Source organism: Sphingomonas oleivorans, from assembly GCF_003050615.1.
Classification (GTDB): domain Bacteria; phylum Pseudomonadota; class Alphaproteobacteria; order Sphingomonadales; family Sphingomonadaceae; genus Sphingomonas_H; species Sphingomonas_H oleivorans.
The window spans coordinates 258,160-275,860 of the sequence record NZ_NWBU01000004.1 but is presented as its reverse complement, the minus strand read 5'-3'; the positions used below and the strand labels follow the sequence as shown (position 1 = coordinate 275,860).

The following is a 17,701-nucleotide window of genomic DNA, read 5'->3' as shown; positions in this document are numbered from 1 at the left end:
CCTTGTGGATATAGAGGCGGCATTGAAGGCGGAAGCGGCGGCGCTGGGCTTCGTCGCCTGCGGCATTGCACGCGCGGATGCGGCGCCGGAGACGGCGGCGCGGCTGGCCGAATGGCTGGCGAGCGGCGCGCATGGCGACATGCTGTGGATGGAGGAACGATCCGGCCAGCGCGGCAGCCCGGCGGCGCTATGGCCCGAGGTGCGATCCGTCATCATGCTCGGCATGAGCTATGCACCGGCCGAAAATCCGATGGCGCTGGAAGGCGAAGGCGGGATCGGGCGCATTTCCGCCTATGCGCGCGGGCAGGATTATCATGACATCGTCAAGAAGGCGCTGAAGGCGCTCGCCCGCTGGCTGGTGGCGAAGGCGGGGGGCGATGTGAAGGTGTTCGTCGATACCGCGCCGGTGATGGAAAAGCCGCTGGCCGAGGCGGCGGGGCTCGGCTGGCAGGGCAAGCACAGCAATCTCGTCAGCCGCGAACAGGGAAGCTGGCTGCTGCTCGGCGCGATCATGACGACTTTGGAGCTGACGCCCGACGCGCGCCATCGCGACAGTTGCGGATCATGCGACGCCTGCCAGCGGGCCTGCCCGACGGACGCCTTTCCGGCGCCCTATCGCATCGATGCGCGGCGCTGCATCTCCTATCTCACCATCGAGAATAAGGGCCCCATCCCGCTGGAGTTCCGCGCGGCGATCGGCAATCGCGTCTATGGCTGCGACGATTGCCTGGCGGTCTGCCCGTGGAACAAGTTCGCCGCGAGCGCTGCGGCGAACCGGGCCTTCCATGCGCGGGCGGAGCTGGCGGCGCCCGAGATAGGCGATCTGCTGGAGATGGACGATCCGGCCTTCCGCGCGATCTTCTCGGGCTCGCCGATCAAGCGGATCGGGCGAGACCGGATGGTGCGCAACGCGCTGATCGTAGCGGGGAACAGCGGGGCCGCGGCGCTGGTGGCGCCGGCTGTGCGGCTGCTGGACGATCCGAGCGCGCTGGTGCGCGGGGCGGCGGTCTGGGCACTGTCGCGGCTCGATCCGGCGGCATTCGCGCGGGAGCGTGCGGCGCGGATCGATAGCGAGACGGACGAGACAGTGCGGGCGGAGTGGATGCTGCCGCCCGACATGGCCGATGCCCGATCGGTCGAGCCGATCAGCGCGCTTCCTGCCGGCGGCTGAGTGCAGCGACGCAGCTTGCACGGTCGAAATCCGTGCCGTCCGGGCGGCGCGCGTCGACATAGGTGACCACCGGCTCGCGGCCGGACCCGCGCGGATAGAGATAGGTGTCGAGCACGCAGAGCGGACCGGAAAATTGGAGCTTGCGCGCGCCCGTCTCGCGCAGATCGAGATCGGGATCGCCGAACAGCAGCTGGAGCGCGCGGGCATCCTGGCCCATCACCCGCTCCAGCCCGGCCGTCGGCAATTTGGCGGGCGACGGCGACGAAGGGGGCGATACGATGGTCGGCGGGCCGGCGCTGGGCGTGGTGCAGGCGGCGAGCGCGGCCAGGCCGATCATCGGCACGAGCGCGCCAAGGCGGCGGATCATCGCTTCCTCCCGTGAAACATAGACTTGATCATGGCGATGCCGGCAGTTTTGCGACAAGGCGCATGAACGGGTCGCTAATGGCAGGGACCCGGGCGACGCGCCATCGCCACGGCCGGTCGCAAGGCGAGTCTCGTCTTTCCGGCGGTCGGAATGAGATTTGAAGGCGCATCGCCTTTTCTTATCGCCTTTCACGGCCGGGGCTATCGGATTGCGTCGGGCTCAGTCCCCGTCTAGTCGCGCTATTTCGATTTCGCCGCCACAGGGAGACAGGCGTGACGGGTACGACCCTCGATATCATCGCGATCGGCAATGCCATTGTCGACGTAATTGCCCAGGCGGACGACGCCTTCATCGCGAACGAAGGAATAGCCAAGGGATCGATGCGGCTGATCGATCCGGAAACGGCGGAGGGTCTGTACAGCCGGATGGGGCCGGGGCGCGAGATCAGCGGCGGATCGGCGGCGAACACCGTGGCCGGCATCGCGGCACTTGGCGGCAAATGCGGCTTCATCGGCCAGGTGGCGGAAGATCAACTCGGCACCGTCTTCGCGCATGATATTCGCGCGGTAGGCGTCGTCTACAACACCATGTCGCGTCGGGGCGATCCCTCCACCGCGCGCTGCCTGATCCTGGTGACGCCGGACGGGCAGCGGACGATGAACACCTTCCTCGGCGCATCCCAGTTCCTGCCCGAGGCGGCGCTGGATCGGGAGCTGATCGCGTCCGCCGCGATCCTCTATCTCGAAGGCTATTTGTGGGATCCGGAAGAGCCGCGCGCGGCGATGCGCGCCGCGATCGACGTGGCGCGTGGCGCCGGCCGCAAGGTGGCCTTCACCCTGTCCGACGCCTTCTGCATCGAGCGGCATCGCGGCGATTTCAACCGGCTGATGGAGGAAGGGCTGATCGACATACTCTTCGCCAATGAGGCGGAGATATTGTCGCTCGCCCAGACCGACGATTTCGAGGCGGCGGTGGCGACGACGGCGGCGAAGGTGCCGCTGCTGGTCGTCACGCGCGGCGCGCATGGGGCGATCGCGTTGAAGGATGGCGCGCGCTTCGCCGTGCCGGCCGAGCCGATCGCGCGGATCGTCGATACGACGGGCGCGGGCGACCTGTTCGCGGCGGGCTTCCTCGCGGGGCAGACGCAGGGACGCAGCGTGCAGGACAGCCTGACCATGGGCGCAATCGCCGCAGCGGAGGTAATCTCCCATTATGGCGCGCGGCCGGAAGCGGATCTCAATGAACTGATCGCGGCGCGGCTGGGATAAGGGCACAACGCCAGCGGGTTCAAGAAGAAGGGGCGCTTCCCATCGGAAGCGCCCCTTTTTTCGTTCAGGCCTGCTTGCCGCCCGGCGTGGGGGCGTGAGGCAGCGGGGGGACGGGAACGGGCGGAATATCGGCCTCCTCCTCGGGCACCTCGATCACGCCATGCGCGAGCTGGCTGCGGCGATAGCCATAGAGATAATAGACGACGAGGCCGATCGCGGCCCAGCCGAAGAACATCAGCTGCGTTTCGCGCGACAGGCTGAAGAAGAGATAGACGCAGCCCGCCGCCGCGAGCGGCGAGACGAACCAGACGGCCGGCGTGCGGAACGGACGGGCGCGGCCGGGCTCGCGGCTGCGCAGGATCAGCACGCCGAGCGCCACCGCGGCGAAGGCGAAGAGCGTGCCCGAATTGGAGATGTCCGCCAGCACGCCCACCGGGAACAGCGCCGAGAAGAGCGCGACGAAGATGCCGGTGATGATGGTGATGACGTGCGGCGTGCGATATTTGGGATGAACCTTCGAGAGCGAGGCCGGAAGCAGGCCGTCGCGGCTCATCACGAAGAAGATGCGCGTCTGGCCGAACATCATCATGAGGATGACCGACGGCAGCGCGAAGCCGGCGGCGAGGCCGATGAGATTGCCGATCTGGCGCCAGCCGATTTCGCGCAGCGTCCAGGCCAGCGCCTCGCGCGAGCAGACGACATAGCTATCGGGGCTTGCCTTGCAGGCGGCGGCGAATTCCGCGCTGCCGGGCGAAAATCCGGCGCCGTTGGCATCGAGCAGCGGCTGCGCGCCGACCGATCCGATCACGCCGGATGCGACCAGCATGTAGAAGAGGGTGCAGATGGCGAGGCTGCCGATCAGGCCGATCGGCATGTTGCGCTGGGGATTCTTGGTTTCCTCGGCCGCGGTCGAGACCGCGTCGAAGCCGACATAGGCGAAGAAGATCGACGCTGCCGCCGCCGAGATGCCGCCCATGCCGAGCGGCGCGAAGGGCTGGAAATTCTCCATGTTCATCACGGGGATGGACAGGATGACGAAGACGGTGAGCGCGACGATCTTGATGGCGACGAGGATCGCGTTGACGAAGGCGCTCTCCTTGGTGCCGAGCACGAGCAGCCAGGTGATGACGAGCGCCACGAACATGGCGGGAATATTGATGATGCCGCCATTGAGCGGGCCGAGCACCCAGGCGTCCGGTATGTCTATCCCCGCCACATTTTCGATCAGGCCGACGATATAGCCGGACCATCCGACCGAGACGGCGCCCGCCGCCACCGCATATTCGAGGATCAGCGCCCAGCCGACGATCCAGGCGACAAGCTCCCCCATCACCGCATAGCTATAGGTGTAGGCGGAGCCCGAGACGGGCACCATCGCCGCCATCTCGGCATAGCAAAGCGCGGCGACCGCGCAGACGAAGCCGGCGATGACGAAGCTGAGGATCATCCCCGGCCCGGCCTTCTGCGCGGCTTCCGCCGTCAGGACGAAGATGCCGGTGCCGATGACGGCGCCGATGCCGAGCATGGTGAGCTGGAAGGCACCGAGCGAGCGGTGAAGCGATTTTTTCTCGGCAGTGGCCAAAATGGCGTCGAGCGGCTTGACGCGCCAGAAAATCATGTAGCTTTCCCCTTGTCAGGCATCCTTACGGGATTGCCTGTATTATGGGGCTCGGAGCCTAGCGGCTGATCGGCGGCGCGCAATAGAATAAGCGACGTTTTGATGACGGCGTTCAGCCGCGGGCAAGCATCGGCCCGAGCGGGCGGCCGCCGAAGATATGGACATGGAGGTGAGGCACCTCCTGATGGCCATGGCCGCCGATATTGGCGAGCAGGCGATATCCGGGCTCGACCAGCCCCGCCTCGCGCGCGACATGGCCGACCGCGCGGATGAAGCCGGCAATCTCCGCATCGGGCGCATGCGTGGAAAAATCGTCCCAGGAGACATAGGCGCCCTTGGGGATCACCAATATGTGCGTCGGCGCCTGCGGATTGATGTCGTGGAAGGCGAGCGCGAAATCATCCTCATAGACCGTCTTCGCGGGGATTTCCCCGCGCAGGATGCGGGCGAAGATGTTGGTCTCGTCATAGGGCAAAGTGGCGTCGATCGGCATCGCTCGGTCCTTTCCTTCCATCCCCATATCGTGCGGAATCAGGCCTGCGGGTTGCGGGCGGCCTTTTCCGCGATGCCGGAGATGCCTTCGCGCCGGTCGAGCTCGGCCAGCACGTCGGCGACGGTGATGTCGGCATCGGCGAGCAGCACGCAAAGGTGGAAGAGGAGGTCCGCCGCCTCGCCGACCAGCGCGCCGCGATCCCCGCTCAGCGAGGCGATCACCGTCTCGACCGCTTCCTCGCCCAGCTTCTCGGCGATTTTTGGCCGGCCCCGGGCGAAGAGGCTGGCGACATAGGACATGCTCGGGTCCGCGCCCCGGCGGTTGAGGATCGTCTGTTCGAGCTGGGTCAATGTGTTGGCCATGCCCGTATCAATAGCCTTGCGGGTGACGAACCGGAAGGCCCGCGGCGGCGAGCGCTGCATGCGCCTCCGCCACGCTATATTTGCCGAAATGGAAGATGGAGGCGGCGAGCACCGCGCTCGCATGCCCCTCCGTCACGCCCGCGACCAGATCGTCGAGCCCGCCTACGCCGCCGCTGGCGATCACCGGCACGGACACGGCATCGGCGATGGCGCGGGTCAGCGCGAGATCATAGCCGCCGCGCGTGCCGTCCCGATCCATCGACGTCACCAGGAGCTCGCCCGCGCCGAGCTCGGCCAGGCGGCGGGCATGGGCGATGGCGTCGATGCCGGTCGGGCGACGGCCGCCATGGGTGAAAATCTCCCAGCGGCCGGGGGCGACGTTGCGCGCGTCGATCGCGCCGACGACGCATTGCGCGCCGAAACGGTCGGCCAGCTCGGCGGCAAGCTCGGGCCGGGCCACGGCGGCGGAATTGATCGCGACCTTGTCCGCACCGGCGAGGAGCAGCGCGCGCGCATCCTCCACCGTGCGGACGCCGCCGCCGACGGTGAGCGGCATGAAGCAGACGGCGGCGGTGCGCGCGACGACATCGAGGATGGTGCCGCGCCCTTCATGGCTGGCGGTGATGTCGAGGAAGCAAAGCTCGTCCGCGCCCGCCGCGTCATAGACCCGCGCCTGTTCCACCGGATCGCCGGCATCGGCCAGATCGACGAAGTTGACGCCCTTGACGACGCGGCCGCCCGCCACGTCGAGGCAGGGGATGACGCGGACGCGGACGCTCATGCCCGGGCGACTTCCAGCGCCTCGCGCAGGTCGAGGCGGCCGTCATAAAGGGCCCGGCCGGTGATGACGCCTTCGATCCCGTCGGTGAAATGGCGGGCGAGCGCCAATATGTCGCCCAGATCGGCGACGCCGCCGCTGGCGATCACGGGGATGGTGGTGCGCCGCGCGAGATCGAGCGTGGCATGGACGTTGCAACCCCTGAGCAGGCCGTCGCGGCCGACATCGGTGAAGAGCAGCGCGGCGACGCCGGCATCCTGGAAGCGGTTGGCGAGATCGACGACCGAGACTTCGGAGACTTCGGCCCAGCCGCGGGTGGCGACCTTGCCGTCGCGTGCATCGACCGCGACGACGATGCGGCCCGGCAGGTCGCGCGCCGCTTCCCGCACCAGATCGGGATTTTCGAGCGCGGCCGTGCCGATCACGACTCGTTCGACGCCGATCGACAGCCAGCGATCGATCGCGCCGCGATCGCGGATGCCGCCGCCGAGCTGCACCTTGCCGGGAAAGGCCGCGACGATCGCCTCGACAGCGCCGCCATTGACCGACTGGCCGGCGAAGGCGCCGTCAAGATCGACGACATGGAGATGATCCGCGCCCTGATCGGCGAAGATCCGTGCCTGTTCGGCGGGATTTTCGCCATAGACGGTGGCACGATCCATATCCCCTTCGGCGAGGCGCACGACCTGGCCGCCCTTGAGGTCGATCGCGGGGAAGACGATGATGCTCATGCCGTAACGATTTCCTGAACCTTTTCTATAGCGCGAAACCATGACAGCCGCATGCCGATGGCCGCGACCATTCTCGGCTTGGCACGGGGCGAATGGCGGGCGGTCAAGGGCGCCAGTCCAGGAAGCGGGCGAGGAAGGCGAGGCCATAGGCCTGGCTCTTCTCCGGATGGAACTGGACGCCGATCATATTGTGCCGGCCGATCGCGGCGGTGACGGGACCGCCATGATCGGTTGCGGCGAGGAGATCCGCCGGATCGGCGGGCGAAAAGGCGAAACTGTGCAGGAAATAGGCCTCGCCGGGAACGATCAGCGGATGTTCCTGAGCGGGCGTCACATCGTTCCAGCCCATATGCGGCACCTTGAGCGCGGTATCGCGGGGCTGGAGGAGCGCGACCGATCCGCCGATCCAGCCCAGGCCCTTGTGGATGCCGAATTCCTCGCCGAAATCGGCCATTAGCTGCATGCCGACGCAGATGCCGAGAAAGGGCTTGGCATCCGCCAGCACTGCTTCGTTGAGCGCATCGACCATGCCCGGAATGGCCGACAGCGCGCCCATGCAATTGGCGAAGGCGCCGACGCCGGGAAGCACGATCCGATCCGCGGCAAGCAGGGCCGCGGGATCGGCGGTGACGTCGATATCCTCCGCGCCCGCCGCGCGCAGGGCATTTTCCACCGAGCGCAGATTGCCGGCGCCATAATCGATCAGGGCGACGCGGTCGGTCATGGCCTGGCCCGGGGCATCAGACGCCCCCCAACGTGCCCTTGGTGGAGGGCACGGCATCGGCCTTGCGCGGATCGATCTCGATCGCGGTGCGCAGCGCGCGCGCGGCGCCCTTGAAGAGGCTTTCGGCGATATGGTGATTATTGCGGCCGTAGAGCGTCTCGACATGCAGCGTCATGCCGACCGCGCCCGCGAAGCTCAGGAACCAATGTTCGATCAGCTCCGTATCCAGATCGCCGAGCTTGGGCTGGGTGAAGGCGGATTTCCACACCAGATAAGGGCGGCCGGAAATGTCGATCGCGATGCGGCTCAGCGTCTCGTCCATCGGCGCATAGGCATGGCCGAAGCGGGCGATTCCGCGCCGGTCGCCGAGCGCCTGGCGAACCGCCTCGCCAAGCGCGATGGCACTGTCCTCGGCGGTGTGATGGGTATCGATGTGAAGATCGCCGATCGCCTTCAGCCTGATGTCGATCAGCGAATGGCGCGAAAGCTGCTCGAGCATATGATCGAGGAAGCCGATGCCCGTCGAGACCTCATAGACGCCCATACCGTCGAGATTGATCTCGACGTCGATCTCGGTCTCGCTCGTCTTGCGGTGAATCGTGGCCGTGCGCATGGTCGCCGCGTATAGCGTGGTCCCACGGACTCGCAACGTCTTGACCCGCCAGTGCCATGCGTCCACTTGAAGGGGCATGAGCGATACCACGCCCGACAGCCTGATTCCCTATGACGAAATCGTCCAGGAGGCATTGCGTGCCGTCGTCGGCCGCGTGCTGGGCGAGATCGAGAAGAATGGCGGCCTGCCCGGCGACCATCATTTCTACATCACCTTCAAGACGGGTGCCGCCGGCGTCGATATTCCGCGCCATCTGGTGGAGCGTTTCCCGGACGAGATGACGATCGTCATCCAGCATCGTTTCTGGGATCTGAAGGTGAGCCCGACGGGATTCGAGGTGGGGCTGAGCTTCAACCAGATCGGCTCGCGCCTGTTCATCCCCTTCGCCGCGATCACCCGCTTCGTCGATCCGGCGGTGAATTTCGCGCTGCAATTCTCCGCCCAGGAGGAGGATGAGGAGCCCGAGGCGGGCACGGCAGGCAATGACGCGCCGGTCGCTACGCCCATCGAGGATGGATCGAACGTCGTCTCGGTCGATTTCACCCGGAAAAAATAATCCCGTTCTCATCATCGCGGGCGCGCGCCCGGCTGGCCGTTGCGGACTTGAAATAAGCCTGGGAGATGCCAGCTTCCCGTTGCATGACGGGAGACTGAGATGGCCGAATTCCGCACCGAATCCGATAGTTTCGGCCCGATCGACGTGCCGGCCGGCGCCTATTGGGGCGCGCAGACGCAGCGATCGATCGAGAATTTTCCCTTCGGCCCCAATGAGCGGATGCCGATCGGCATCGTTCATGCGCTGGCACTGGTGAAGCAGGCGGCGGCGCGGGTGAACCGGCGCCACGGGCTGGAGACGGAGATTGCCAAGGCGATCGAGACGGCGGCGGCCGAGGTGGTCGCGGGCAAGCATGACGACCAGTTTCCGCTCGTCATCTGGCAGACGGGATCGGGCACCCAATCCAACATGAACGCCAATGAGGTGATTGCGGGGCGCGCCAATGAGCTGCTGACGGGCGAGCGCGGCGGCAAGGCGCCGGTCCATCCCAACGATCATGTCAATCGCGGCCAATCCTCCAACGACAGCTTCCCGACGGCGCTGCACGTCGCGGCCGCGCGCGCGGTGGCGGATCAGTTGCGGCCCGCGCTTAGGCGGCTCAATGAAAGGCTGGCGGAGAAGGCGGCGGCCTGGGACGATATCGTCAAGATCGGCCGCACCCATTTGCAGGATGCGACGCCGCTGACGCTGGGCCAGGAATTTTCGGGCTATGCCCATCAGATCGCGGACGGCATCGCACGGGTCGAGGCGGTGCTGCCCCGGCTTCACCGGCTGGCGCAGGGCGGAACGGCGGTGGGCACAGGGCTGAACGCGCCCAAGGGATTCGACCGTGACGTGGCGGCGGAGCTCGCCCTGCTGACCGGGCTTCCGTTCGAGACGGCGCCCAACAAGTTCGAGGCGCTGGCGACGCACGATACGCTGGTCGAGCTTTCGGGCGTGCTCAACGTGATCGCGGTTTCGCTTTCCAAGATCGCCAACGACATCCGCCTGCTCGGATCCGGCCCGCGCTGCGGCCTGGGCGAGCTGAAGCTGCCCGAAAATGAGCCGGGCAGCTCGATCATGCCGGGCAAGGTGAACCCCACCCAGTGCGAGATGCTGACGATGGTGGCGGCGCAGGTGATGGGCAATGCCCAGGCCGTCACGATCGGCGGATTGCAGGGGCATATGGAGCTTAACGTGTTCAAGCCGCTGATCGGCGCGAACATGTTGCGATCGATCGACCTCTTGAGTGTGGGCATGGAAAGTTTCGGCCTGCGCGCGCTCGATGGGCTGGAGCCGGATCGGAAGCGGATCGAGGAGCTGCTCGAACGCTCGCTGATGCTCGTCACCGCGCTCGCGCCCGAGATCGGCTATGACAATGCCGCGAAGATCGCCAAATATGCGCATCATCATGGCCTGTCGCTGCGCGAGGCGGGGCTGGTGTTGGAGCTGGTGGACGAGGAGACGTTCGACCGGGTGGTGCGGCCGGAGGCGATGCTCGGGCGGTGACGGGCGGAAGCTGCGGCGGGCCGTGGAACCGTCGGTTCCCATCCGGCGCTAATTGCAGGCAAGGTTTAAAGGGAGGCTTTACATGATCGGGAAGCTTATCGGTGCAGCGGTCGGGCGCGAGATTGATCGGCGGGACGGGCGGGGCGGCGTCAAGGGCGCGCTGATCGGCGTGGCGGCGGCGGGCGCGCTGCGCCGGCTGGGGCCGCTGGGGCTGATCCTGGGTGGCGGCTATGTCGCCAAGAAAGCCTATGACCGGCACAAGGAGCGGCGGACGATGACTGGACGCTCCTGACCGCCATATCGGCGGAATGAAAAGGGCCGCGGTGGGATGCCACCGCGGCCCTTTCCCTTATCGGCGGGCGATTATTCCGCCGGCTCGAGCGCGGCTTCCTCGGCCGATCCGGCGAGGCGGGCGAGCGCATCGCGCACGCCGGCCGCATATTCGGGCGCGATCTTCTCGAAATGGCCGAGCTGGCGATCGACGATGAACTGTGGAACGCCCTGCATCGCCGCCGCCAGATTGGCGAAAAGCCGTGCCTTTTCGCCCGCGTCGAACAGGCTGAACAGCGCGCGCGGCTGGCTGTAATCGTCATTGCCGTCGCGATGATCGTAGCGCCGCGCCGGGCCGGACAGGTTCAGCGGCGGCTCGCGATAGGAGGGGTCCTCCACCGGCCCGCCGAAGCTGTTGGGCTCATAATAGGCGTCGGCATTTCCGTGCGCCGTCCCGAAGAAGCGCATCTGCCCATCCTTGTGATAATGATGCACCGGGCATTTCGGCTGGTTCACCGGCAGCGCCTCATAATGGGTGCCGAGCCGGTGGCGATGCGCGTCGGCATAGGCGAAGATCCGCGCCTGGAGCACCCGGTCCGGCGAGAAGCTGATCCCCTTGACGATGTTGGATGGCGAGAAGGCGGCCTGCTCGACCTCCGCGAAATAATTGTCCGGATTGCGGTCGAGCACGATCTCGCCCACCTCGATCAGCGGATAATCGCCATGCGGCCAGACCTTCGTGAGATCGAACGGATCATAGGGCGTCTTGTCCGCATCCGCCTCGGGCATGATCTGGACATAGACCGTCCATTTCGGGAATTCGCCCCGATCGATCGCGCCGTAGAGCGCCTCCTGATAGGATTCGCGGCTCCGGCCGATCACCTCGGCGGCTTCCTCATTGCTGTGGACGCGGTGGCCCTGCTGCGTCTTGAAGTGGAACTTCACCCAATAGCGCTCGCCCGCATCATTCCAGAAGGAATAGCTGTGGGAGCCATAGCCGTTCATATATTGCGGGGCGACCGGCAGGCCGCGATCCGAGAAGAGGATCGTCACCTGATGGAGCGATTCGGGCGACAGTGACCAGAAATCCCACATGGCGGTGGCCGAGCGCAGGTTGGTCCTGGGATGGCGCTTCTGCGTGCGGATGAAATCCGGGAATTTATAGGGATCGCGGATGAAGAAGACCGGCGTGTTGTTGCCGACCAGATCCCAATTGCCGTCCTCCGTATAGAATTTCAGCGCGAAGCCGCGCACGTCGCGCTCGGCATCGGCAGCACCCTGCTCGCCGGCGACGGTCGAGAAGCGCAGCAGCAGATCGGTCTGCTTGCCGACGGCCGAGAAGATCTTGGCGTTGGTGTAGCGGCTGATGTCGTGCGTGACGGTGAAGGTGCCGAAGGCACCCCAGCCCTTGGCATGGACCACGCGCTCGGGAATGCGCTCGCGATTCTGATGCGCGAGCTTTTCGATGAGCTGATAGTCCTGCAGCAGCAGCGGCCCGCGCGCGCCGGCGCTGAGCGCATTCTGATTGTCGCCGATCGGCGCGCCGGCGCTGGTGGTCAATATGGGTCTGTCAGCCATCTTGCGTGCCCTTTCCTGCTCTTGCGATGCTGGAGGGATGCACTTGGCTTCAGATCAATTCCAACGATTAAACCCTGTTCCAGAAATCGAGTATGTCGATCAGGTGCCGCCCTGCCATATCCGGATGGCCTCCACCGGCCAGAGCAGCATGAGGATATTGAGTGCCAGATTGTCGCGGATCAGCCACAGCGTCAGAAGCTCGAAGCCGATCGTCAGCGCGATGGTCGTGACGATGGGGAGGCGCCGCGCGAGGAGGAAGCCCAGCATCATCCAGCCGATGTCCGCGACCGAGTTGATCACGCTATCGCCCAGATAGCCGAGCGCGATCGTCGCCTGGCGATAACGATCGATGACCATGGGGGAATTTTCGATCAGCTCCCATGCCGCCTCGATCGCCACGGCGATGACGAAACGCTCGCCCACGGGGCTGTGGCGGAGCAGCAGCCAGCCCAGCGCATAGAAGAGGAAGCCATGGATGATGTGGCTGGGCGTATACCAGTCGGCGAGATGCTGGCTGTTCTCGGCCGATTGGACGGAGCCGTGCCAGAGCTTGACCGTGCCGCAGGTGCAGATTGGCGGACGCCCCATGGCGAGCAGGATCGCGGCGGCGGTGAATAGGATGGCGAGGGCGATCAGCAGATGGCGCGGCGCGATCCGCCTCATGCTGCGACGCCCGCCATCGCAGCCAGCTTGCGCACCGTGCTGATGTTGCGGCCGGTGGCGGGCGAGCCGATCATCCTGTCGATGAAGACGGGGCTGAGCTTCGACCGGCCGACGCCGTCGGCATAATAGATCCAGATCGCCCCGCCTGCGGCGCGGACGATCTCGCCCGCTTGCGCGCGTTCGGCGATGCGCGCGGCGGCGTCGGGGGTGGGAGGCGCCTTGGAGAGCAGCATCAGCACGCGGTTGGGCGCGGCCTCGCTCTCGCGCGGGAAGGGATTTGCGGCGACATAGAGAGGCCATTGATCGGCGGTGCGGACCATCGTTTCGACCGGAAAGCCGAAGCGTTCGCTGATCGCCGCGTCGAGCGTCCGTTCGACATCCGCTGCGCTTCCCTCGCCCGAGAAAAGAAGGTTGCCGCTGGCGACATGGCTTTGCACATCACCATAGCCGAGGCCGGTGACGAGCATGCGGAGCTCCGCCATCGGCACCTGGCGCTTGCCGACATTGATGGCACGGAGGAGGGCGATGAAACAGGTCATGCGCCGATGCTGCCTCTTTTGCGGCGTACGCGCCAGACGTTGACGGGCGTGGCGGGGGACGCCAAGAGCGGCCATGCCTCACTCTCAGCTTGCCCGCCGCGGCGTCCTGTTCGTGCTGTCCTCGCCGTCGGGCGCCGGAAAATCGACCATCGCCCGGATGCTGCTTGCGTCCGATCCGGACATCGCTTTGTCGGTTTCCGCTACCACCCGGCCGATGCGGCCCGGCGAGGTGGACGGGCGGGATTATCATTTCGTCGATCTGCAGCGTTTCCGCGAGATGACCGCGAACGGCGAATTCCTCGAATGGGCGCATGTCTTCGATCATCGCTACGGCACGCCCAGGGCGCCGGTCGAGCGCATGCTGGATGAAGGCAATGACGTACTGTTCGACATAGATTGGCAGGGCGCACAGCAGCTTTATCAGCAGGCGGGCGGCGATGTGGTGCGCGTCTTCATCCTGCCGCCTTCGGTGGACGAGCTCGGCCGGCGGCTGCGCGGGCGCGGCACGGACGATCCCGCGGTGATCGCATCGCGCATGGCCCGCGCAGCGAGCGAGATCAGCCATTGGGACGGCTATGACTATGTGCTGATCAACGATGATGTCGATCGCTGTTTCGGTCAGGTGCGCATGATCCTGGAAGCCGAGCGGCTGAAGCGCAGCCGCCAGACGGGGCTGATCGGCTTCGCCCGCAAGCTCATCAAGGCGGGCAATGCCCTTTCAGGGGAACGCGATCCGTCCTAGCCTGTCGACGGGGACAACAGGGAGGACGAGATGGTTCGCATCCTGATCGGCAGCATATTGGGCGGGCTCGCCCAATTTTTCGTCGGCTTCATCTTCTGGGGCACGCCGCTGGCGAGGCTCGCCTTCGCTTCGCTGGGGCCTGCGGAAAGCACCGCCGTGCAGCTCGCGCTCGCCCAGAATCTGACGAAGAGCGGCACGGGCACCTATGCCATCCCGCTGACCGGCACGCGCGAGGGCGACATACTCTTCGCCAAGGGGCCGGTGGCGACCGTCCATTTCAATGTGGAAGGATTCCCGCTGGCGGACTCCGGCTCGCTGCTCGCGGGGCTGATCTTCTCGATCGTAACCGCGCTGCTGATCGGCATCGCGCTTTATGGGGTGGCGTCGCGTGTGACGGCCCTTGCGGACCGGATGAGGCTGGTCGTCCTGTTCGCGGCGGCGTCCGTGCTCTATTTCACGCTCGCCCAACCGGTCTTCAACCATTTCGGCTGGGGCTATTTCGTCTATCTCGCCATTTCCGAATTTATCGGTTTTGCCGTGGCCGGACTGGTCATCGCGCGCTGGTTCCTGCCCAGGCCGGCGGCGATGACGGTGCATTGAGAGGCGAATCCCTGCCTCGGGCTGAGCGCGGTCGGACAAAAACCTACTGGCGCAGCAGCGTCAGGAAGCTCGCCGCGGCGATGAAGTCGCGGCGGCGGGCATCGCGGGCGTCGGTGGCGAGCCAGTCCTCGCCCCATTGCTCCGCCTGCCACAGCTCGTCGAGATGGGTCGCGTCGAAGGCGGCATCGGGTGCGATCGCGCCTTCGGCCGATGCGAGCGCGGCGACCAGCGAGCCGCCGATCGTGACGAGCGGGGAGAGGCCCGCGAGCGCGAACGGATCGCGGGCGGAGACCGCCTCGGCGAGGCGGGCGATGGTCGCGGGCGGCTGGGGCCGGTGGATGATGCCGGTCGCGATCTCGAAAGCGATATCGTAGCGGCGGCGCGCCCAATCGAGCAGCGGATCCCAGGCGGCGGTCTGGCGCGCGACCAGCTCGGGCGGCTCTTCGGCGCGATAGCAGAGCAGGTCGGTCTCGCCATAGGCGGCGATGTCGCGCGTGAAGGCGGCGGGATCGGGCGCCACCCGGTCGATCGCGGCATTGGCGAGGCCGGTGAAGGGCATATAGCGGGGATCGATCGTCTCGCCCTGCATATCCCATTCGGCGACCACGGCGGCGGCGAGATCGGACGTCGGCAGGATCAGCGGATGGCGCGCGGGCGTCTTGACCGGGCGGCCATCGAGCCGGATCGAATAGCCGCCATTCTCCGGCAGGGCGGCGACCAGTTTGTAGAAGCGTTTCATGGATTGTTGGGCGGCGTCCGCCATTTGAAAATGAGCCAGCGCGGCAGGATCAGCGATTCGACGAAGCCGATCGCGAACAGCGCACCGCCGATCGGGGGATGACCGCCCGCCCGCACCACATTGCCATACCAGATCCACAGGCCGATCAGCATGATGATCGCGCCCGATGCGCGCGCGGCGCTCAATATGGTGAAACGGGTCCGCTCGATCCTTTCGCGGTCCTGGGGTGTCATGACAGGCCCTCCAGCATGCTGATCAGTTGGGAGGGGTGATCGGCGACGAGATCGGCCCCCTCGGCATAAAGCTCGGCGGGGCGATGATATCCCCAGGCGACGCCGATCGCGGTAACACCCGCCGCCTTGGCCATGGCGATATCATAGCTGGTATCGCCGATCATCACCGTGCTTTGCGGATCGGCTCCCGCGTCCGCCATTGCCTGATGGATCATCGACGGATGCGGCTTGGAAGGGTGACGATCGGCGGTCTGGAGCGTCGCGAAACGCTGCTTCAGCCCATGATGATCGAGGCAGAGGCCCAGCCCGCGATCCGACTTGCCCGTGGCGACGCCGAGCAGCCAGCCCGCGCGATCGAGCGCGTCCAGCGCATCGGCCATCCCCTCGAACAGCGGCTCATGGACGAGGCCGCCGGCGCGCAGATCGGTGAAGGCGCGCTTGTAATGATCGCCGAGCGCGACATGGAGATCGGGATCGGCATCGGGCAGCAGCGCCTGCATCGCCTCGACGAGGCTCAAGCCCACTATGTTGAGCGTCGCCTCGCGGCTGGGCGGGGTCAGGCCGGCGGCGACGAAGCCCTGCTGCATCGCCGTGCAGATATTATGCTGTGAATCGACCAGCGTGCCGTCGCAGTCGAATATGGCGAGGCGATTGCTCATCTTCGGGAAAGGCTGCTCACGCTGTTCGCCCCCGGCCGCGGCGTTCGCCCTTGCGCTCCTTGCGGCGGGCCTTAGCGCGGGCGGCCTCCATCTTGCGCTTGCCCTCGGGCGTCTCGCTGAACTTGGGCTCGTCGAGGGGCAGGTCGGCGCGCGCCGGATCGAAGCCGAGATGGGCGATGCTCTCCTGGAAATGGGCGGGCGGATCGGCCGTCACGTCGAGCGCGCCGCCATCGAGATGATCGACCTTCAGCCGGCGGGCATGAAGATGCATCTTGCGGCTGATCCCGCCGGTCAGGAACGCGTCCTGGCCGCCATATTTGCCGTCGCCGACGATCGGATGGCCGATCGCCGCCATATGGACGCGAAGCTGATGCGTGCGGCCCGTGAAGGGCTGGAGCTCGACCCAGGCGGCGGTGTTGCCGGCGCGTTCGATCACGCGATAGCGGGTGCGGGCGGGCAGGCCCTCCTTCTCGTCGACATGCATCTTCTCGCCGCCCGTGCCGGGCTGCTTGGCGATGGGAAGCTCGATCATGCCATCTTCGATCGACGGCACGCCGACGATCAGCGCCCAATAGACCTTGCGCGCCGAGCGGCTGGAAAAGGCCTTGGCGAAATGCGCTGCGGCGCGCGCCGAGCGGGCGAGGAGCAGGACGCCCGACGTGTCCTTGTCCAGCCGGTGGACGAGCTTGGGCCGGCCCTCCGCCTCGAAGGTGAGCGCATCGAGCAGGCCATCGACATGACGGTCGGTCTTGGTGCCGCCCTGCGTTGCGAGGCCGGGCGGCTTGTTAATCACGATGGCGTGGCGATCGCGATGGATGACGAGGCTCTGCGCGAATTCCACATCCTCGGGCGACAGCGGCGGGCGCTCGCGTTTCGGCCGGGCGGTGGGCGCCGGCTGGGGCGCATCGGCGGGGGGGACGCGGATGATCTGGCCGGCCTCGATCCGGTCGCCGGGCGTGGCGCGCTTGCCGTCGATGCGGAGCTGGCCGGTGCGTGCCCAGCGCGAGACGATGTTGAAGCTCGCATCCGGCAAATGCCGCTTGAACCAGCGATCGAGGCGGATGCCGTCATCATCGTCCGAAACGGTGAACTGCCGCACCTCAGCGACGGGGGGCTTGCCGTCGCTCATGCCAGCGCCCTCACCAGATAGACGCCCAGGATCAGCATCAGTACCGATCCGGCGATGGAGGAGACGGCATAGGTCGCCGCCGAGACATGATCGCCGCGTAGCAGCATGTTGAAGGTTTCCAGGCTGAAGGCAGAGAAGGTGGTGAAGCCGCCGAGTACGCCGACGCCGAGGAACAGGCGAAGCGGCTCGCCCGATCCGTCGGTGGATCGGGCCAGCACGCCCGCCAGCATCCCCATCAGGAAGCCGCCGAGTAGATTGACGATCCACGTGCCCCAAGGGAATCCGGGGCCGAGATTGCGGAGCGCGATCGATCCGATGTGGTAGCGGAAGCCGGCGCCGATCGCGCCGCCCAGCATGACGATGAGAAGCGGAGGCATTAG

The 17,701-nt window shown here is 66.4% G+C and carries 23 protein-coding genes; 7 read left to right on the top strand and 16 right to left on the bottom strand.

Translation table 11 applies throughout. The features are described from left to right. The first annotated feature begins 22 nt into the window (after positions 1-22). Positions 23-1,171 carry a tRNA epoxyqueuosine(34) reductase QueG gene (gene queG / locus CLG96_RS01430; protein ID WP_243395558.1) on the top strand — a complete coding sequence of 383 codons (1,149 nt, stop codon included), beginning with the start codon at positions 23-25 and terminating at the stop codon, positions 1,169-1,171. Here the strand turns inward: queG and CLG96_RS01425 are convergent. Then, the gene (locus CLG96_RS01425) at positions 1,146-1,538 is read right to left on the bottom strand and encodes a hypothetical protein (RefSeq protein WP_107966071.1); all 393 of its coding nucleotides are present in this window, start codon (positions 1,536-1,538) and stop codon (positions 1,146-1,148) included. The two genes, queG and CLG96_RS01425, sit on opposite strands and share 26 nt — an antisense overlap. 272 nt (positions 1,539-1,810) lie before the next feature. On the opposite strand from CLG96_RS01425, the gene CLG96_RS01420 reads away from it, so the two are divergent. Continuing rightward, on the top strand, positions 1,811-2,806 hold the full coding sequence (locus tag CLG96_RS01420) for an adenosine kinase (protein ID WP_107966070.1): 996 nt from the start codon (positions 1,811-1,813) through the stop codon (positions 2,804-2,806). Between the two features lie 64 nt (positions 2,807-2,870). Here CLG96_RS01420 and CLG96_RS01415 read toward each other — a convergent pair whose 3' ends face one another. From CLG96_RS01415 to hisB, 7 genes are all read right to left on the bottom strand, one after another. After that, positions 2,871-4,424 (bottom strand): amino acid permease, encoded by a 1,554-nt coding sequence (locus CLG96_RS01415; RefSeq protein ID WP_107966069.1) that lies wholly within the window; start codon positions 4,422-4,424, stop codon positions 2,871-2,873. Positions 4,425-4,536: 112 nt separating this feature from the next. Then, on the bottom strand, positions 4,537-4,917 hold the full coding sequence (locus tag CLG96_RS01410) for a histidine triad nucleotide-binding protein (RefSeq protein WP_107966773.1): 381 nt from the start codon (positions 4,915-4,917) through the stop codon (positions 4,537-4,539). Between the two features lie 38 nt (positions 4,918-4,955). Continuing rightward, a complete protein-coding gene (locus tag CLG96_RS01405) occupies positions 4,956-5,279 on the bottom strand; it encodes a phosphoribosyl-ATP diphosphatase (RefSeq protein ID WP_107966068.1) in 324 nt (107 codons plus the stop codon). Positions 5,280-5,286: 7 nt separating this feature from the next. Beyond that, positions 5,287-6,060 (bottom strand): imidazole glycerol phosphate synthase subunit HisF, encoded by a 774-nt coding sequence (hisF, locus tag CLG96_RS01400; RefSeq protein WP_107966067.1) that lies wholly within the window; start codon positions 6,058-6,060, stop codon positions 5,287-5,289. Further along, on the bottom strand, positions 6,057-6,788 hold the full coding sequence (hisA, locus tag CLG96_RS01395; RefSeq protein WP_107966066.1) for a 1-(5-phosphoribosyl)-5-[(5-phosphoribosylamino)methylideneamino]imidazole-4-carboxamide isomerase: 732 nt from the start codon (positions 6,786-6,788) through the stop codon (positions 6,057-6,059). The genes hisF and hisA overlap by 4 nt, the downstream gene beginning before the upstream one ends. A 103-nt stretch (positions 6,789-6,891) precedes the next feature. Beyond that, positions 6,892-7,512: an imidazole glycerol phosphate synthase subunit HisH gene (gene hisH / locus CLG96_RS01390; protein ID WP_107966065.1), complete on the bottom strand. Its 621-nt coding sequence runs from the start codon at positions 7,510-7,512 to the stop codon at positions 6,892-6,894. 16 nt (positions 7,513-7,528) lie between these two features. Continuing rightward, on the bottom strand, positions 7,529-8,125 hold the full coding sequence (hisB, locus tag CLG96_RS01385; protein WP_107966064.1) for an imidazoleglycerol-phosphate dehydratase HisB: 597 nt from the start codon (positions 8,123-8,125) through the stop codon (positions 7,529-7,531). A gap of 76 nt (positions 8,126-8,201) precedes the next feature. Here hisB and CLG96_RS01380 point away from each other — a divergent pair, with 76 nt between their 5' ends. From CLG96_RS01380 to CLG96_RS01370, 3 genes are all read left to right on the top strand, one after another. Then, positions 8,202-8,681 carry an SspB family protein gene (locus CLG96_RS01380; protein ID WP_107966063.1) on the top strand — a complete coding sequence of 160 codons (480 nt, stop codon included), beginning with the start codon at positions 8,202-8,204 and terminating at the stop codon, positions 8,679-8,681. 99 nt (positions 8,682-8,780) lie between these two features. After that, a complete protein-coding gene (gene fumC, locus CLG96_RS01375) occupies positions 8,781-10,169 on the top strand; it encodes a class II fumarate hydratase (protein WP_107966062.1) in 1,389 nt (462 codons plus the stop codon). Positions 10,170-10,251: 82 nt separating this feature from the next. Then, positions 10,252-10,461: a hypothetical protein gene (locus CLG96_RS01370; RefSeq protein WP_107966061.1), complete on the top strand. Its 210-nt coding sequence runs from the start codon at positions 10,252-10,254 to the stop codon at positions 10,459-10,461. Positions 10,462-10,532: 71 nt separating this feature from the next. Here CLG96_RS01370 and CLG96_RS01365 read toward each other — a convergent pair whose 3' ends face one another. The 3 genes from CLG96_RS01365 to CLG96_RS01355 form a co-directional block, all read right to left on the bottom strand. Then, positions 10,533-12,017: a catalase gene (locus tag CLG96_RS01365; protein ID WP_107966060.1), complete on the bottom strand. Its 1,485-nt coding sequence runs from the start codon at positions 12,015-12,017 to the stop codon at positions 10,533-10,535. Between the two features lie 99 nt (positions 12,018-12,116). Then, positions 12,117-12,680 (bottom strand): DUF2585 domain-containing protein, encoded by a 564-nt coding sequence (locus CLG96_RS01360; RefSeq protein WP_107966059.1) that lies wholly within the window; start codon positions 12,678-12,680, stop codon positions 12,117-12,119. Then, a complete protein-coding gene (locus CLG96_RS01355) occupies positions 12,677-13,219 on the bottom strand; it encodes a DUF1697 domain-containing protein (protein ID WP_165799475.1) in 543 nt (180 codons plus the stop codon). The genes CLG96_RS01360 and CLG96_RS01355 overlap by 4 nt, the downstream gene beginning before the upstream one ends. Positions 13,220-13,292: 73 nt before the next feature. Between CLG96_RS01355 and gmk the strand changes: the two genes are divergently transcribed. Both gmk and CLG96_RS01345 read left to right on the top strand, forming a co-directional pair. After that, positions 13,293-13,961 carry a guanylate kinase gene (gmk, locus tag CLG96_RS01350; RefSeq protein WP_107966057.1) on the top strand — a complete coding sequence of 223 codons (669 nt, stop codon included), beginning with the start codon at positions 13,293-13,295 and terminating at the stop codon, positions 13,959-13,961. Between the two features lie 30 nt (positions 13,962-13,991). Further along, positions 13,992-14,561, top strand: a complete 570-nt coding sequence (locus CLG96_RS01345) for a hypothetical protein (RefSeq protein WP_107966056.1) — start codon at positions 13,992-13,994, stop codon at positions 14,559-14,561. A 43-nt stretch (positions 14,562-14,604) separates the two neighbouring features. Here the strand turns inward: CLG96_RS01345 and CLG96_RS01340 are convergent, their stop codons facing one another. From CLG96_RS01340 to crcB, 5 genes are read right to left on the bottom strand one after another with little or no spacing between them, the layout of a single operon-like run. Continuing rightward, positions 14,605-15,300 carry an ATP12 family chaperone protein gene (locus CLG96_RS01340; RefSeq protein ID WP_107966055.1) on the bottom strand — a complete coding sequence of 232 codons (696 nt, stop codon included), beginning with the start codon at positions 15,298-15,300 and terminating at the stop codon, positions 14,605-14,607. After that, on the bottom strand, positions 15,297-15,533 hold the full coding sequence (locus tag CLG96_RS01335) for a hypothetical protein (RefSeq protein ID WP_107966054.1): 237 nt from the start codon (positions 15,531-15,533) through the stop codon (positions 15,297-15,299). Before CLG96_RS01335 ends, CLG96_RS01340 begins: the two co-directional genes overlap by 4 nt. Further along, on the bottom strand, positions 15,530-16,192 hold the full coding sequence (locus CLG96_RS01330; protein WP_107966053.1) for an HAD-IA family hydrolase: 663 nt from the start codon (positions 16,190-16,192) through the stop codon (positions 15,530-15,532). Before CLG96_RS01330 ends, CLG96_RS01335 begins: the two co-directional genes overlap by 4 nt. A 16-nt stretch (positions 16,193-16,208) precedes the next feature. Then, positions 16,209-17,321 (bottom strand): RluA family pseudouridine synthase, encoded by a 1,113-nt coding sequence (locus CLG96_RS01325; protein ID WP_107966052.1) that lies wholly within the window; start codon positions 17,319-17,321, stop codon positions 16,209-16,211. Continuing rightward, positions 17,318-17,698, bottom strand: coding sequence for a fluoride efflux transporter CrcB (crcB, locus tag CLG96_RS01320; protein ID WP_107966051.1), 381 nt, complete (start codon positions 17,696-17,698; stop codon positions 17,318-17,320). Before crcB ends, CLG96_RS01325 begins: the two co-directional genes overlap by 4 nt. Between the last annotated feature and the right edge of the window lie 3 nt (positions 17,699-17,701).

Bases quoted from the DNA above. Each gene is read 5' to 3' on its own strand.
- CLG96_RS01345 (WP_107966056.1), top strand. From the start codon at position 13,992: ATGGTTCGCATCCTGATCGGCAGCATATTGGGCGGGCTCGCCCAATTT.
- gmk (WP_107966057.1), top strand. From the start codon at position 13,293: ATGCCTCACTCTCAGCTTGCCCGCCGCGGCGTCCTGTTCGTGCTGTCC.
- CLG96_RS01370 (WP_107966061.1), top strand. From the start codon at position 10,252: ATGATCGGGAAGCTTATCGGTGCAGCGGTCGGGCGCGAGATTGATCGG.
- CLG96_RS01405 (WP_107966068.1), bottom strand. From the start codon at position 5,279: ATGGCCAACACATTGACCCAGCTCGAACAGACGATCCTCAACCGCCGG.
- CLG96_RS01415 (WP_107966069.1), bottom strand. From the start codon at position 4,424: ATGATTTTCTGGCGCGTCAAGCCGCTCGACGCCATTTTGGCCACTGCC.
- CLG96_RS01360 (WP_107966059.1), bottom strand. From the start codon at position 12,680: ATGAGGCGGATCGCGCCGCGCCATCTGCTGATCGCCCTCGCCATCCTA.
- CLG96_RS01330 (WP_107966053.1), bottom strand. From the start codon at position 16,192: ATGAGCAATCGCCTCGCCATATTCGACTGCGACGGCACGCTGGTCGAT.
- CLG96_RS01425 (WP_107966071.1), bottom strand. From the start codon at position 1,538: ATGATCCGCCGCCTTGGCGCGCTCGTGCCGATGATCGGCCTGGCCGCG.
- CLG96_RS01365 (WP_107966060.1), bottom strand. From the start codon at position 12,017: ATGGCTGACAGACCCATATTGACCACCAGCGCCGGCGCGCCGATCGGC.
- fumC (WP_107966062.1), top strand. From the start codon at position 8,781: ATGGCCGAATTCCGCACCGAATCCGATAGTTTCGGCCCGATCGACGTG.
- hisA (WP_107966066.1), bottom strand. From the start codon at position 6,788: ATGAGCATCATCGTCTTCCCCGCGATCGACCTCAAGGGCGGCCAGGTC.
- CLG96_RS01380 (WP_107966063.1), top strand. From the start codon at position 8,202: ATGAGCGATACCACGCCCGACAGCCTGATTCCCTATGACGAAATCGTC.
- CLG96_RS01410 (WP_107966773.1), bottom strand. From the start codon at position 4,917: ATGCCGATCGACGCCACTTTGCCCTATGACGAGACCAACATCTTCGCC.
- CLG96_RS01325 (WP_107966052.1), bottom strand. From the start codon at position 17,321: ATGAGCGACGGCAAGCCCCCCGTCGCTGAGGTGCGGCAGTTCACCGTT.
- CLG96_RS01340 (WP_107966055.1), bottom strand. From the start codon at position 15,300: ATGAAACGCTTCTACAAACTGGTCGCCGCCCTGCCGGAGAATGGCGGC.
- hisB (WP_107966064.1), bottom strand. From the start codon at position 8,125: ATGCGCACGGCCACGATTCACCGCAAGACGAGCGAGACCGAGATCGAC.
- crcB (WP_107966051.1), bottom strand. From the start codon at position 17,698: ATGCCTCCGCTTCTCATCGTCATGCTGGGCGGCGCGATCGGCGCCGGC.
- CLG96_RS01335 (WP_107966054.1), bottom strand. From the start codon at position 15,533: ATGACACCCCAGGACCGCGAAAGGATCGAGCGGACCCGTTTCACCATA.
- hisF (WP_107966067.1), bottom strand. From the start codon at position 6,060: ATGAGCGTCCGCGTCCGCGTCATCCCCTGCCTCGACGTGGCGGGCGGC.
- hisH (WP_107966065.1), bottom strand. From the start codon at position 7,512: ATGACCGACCGCGTCGCCCTGATCGATTATGGCGCCGGCAATCTGCGC.
- CLG96_RS01355 (WP_165799475.1), bottom strand. From the start codon at position 13,219: ATGACCTGTTTCATCGCCCTCCTCCGTGCCATCAATGTCGGCAAGCGC.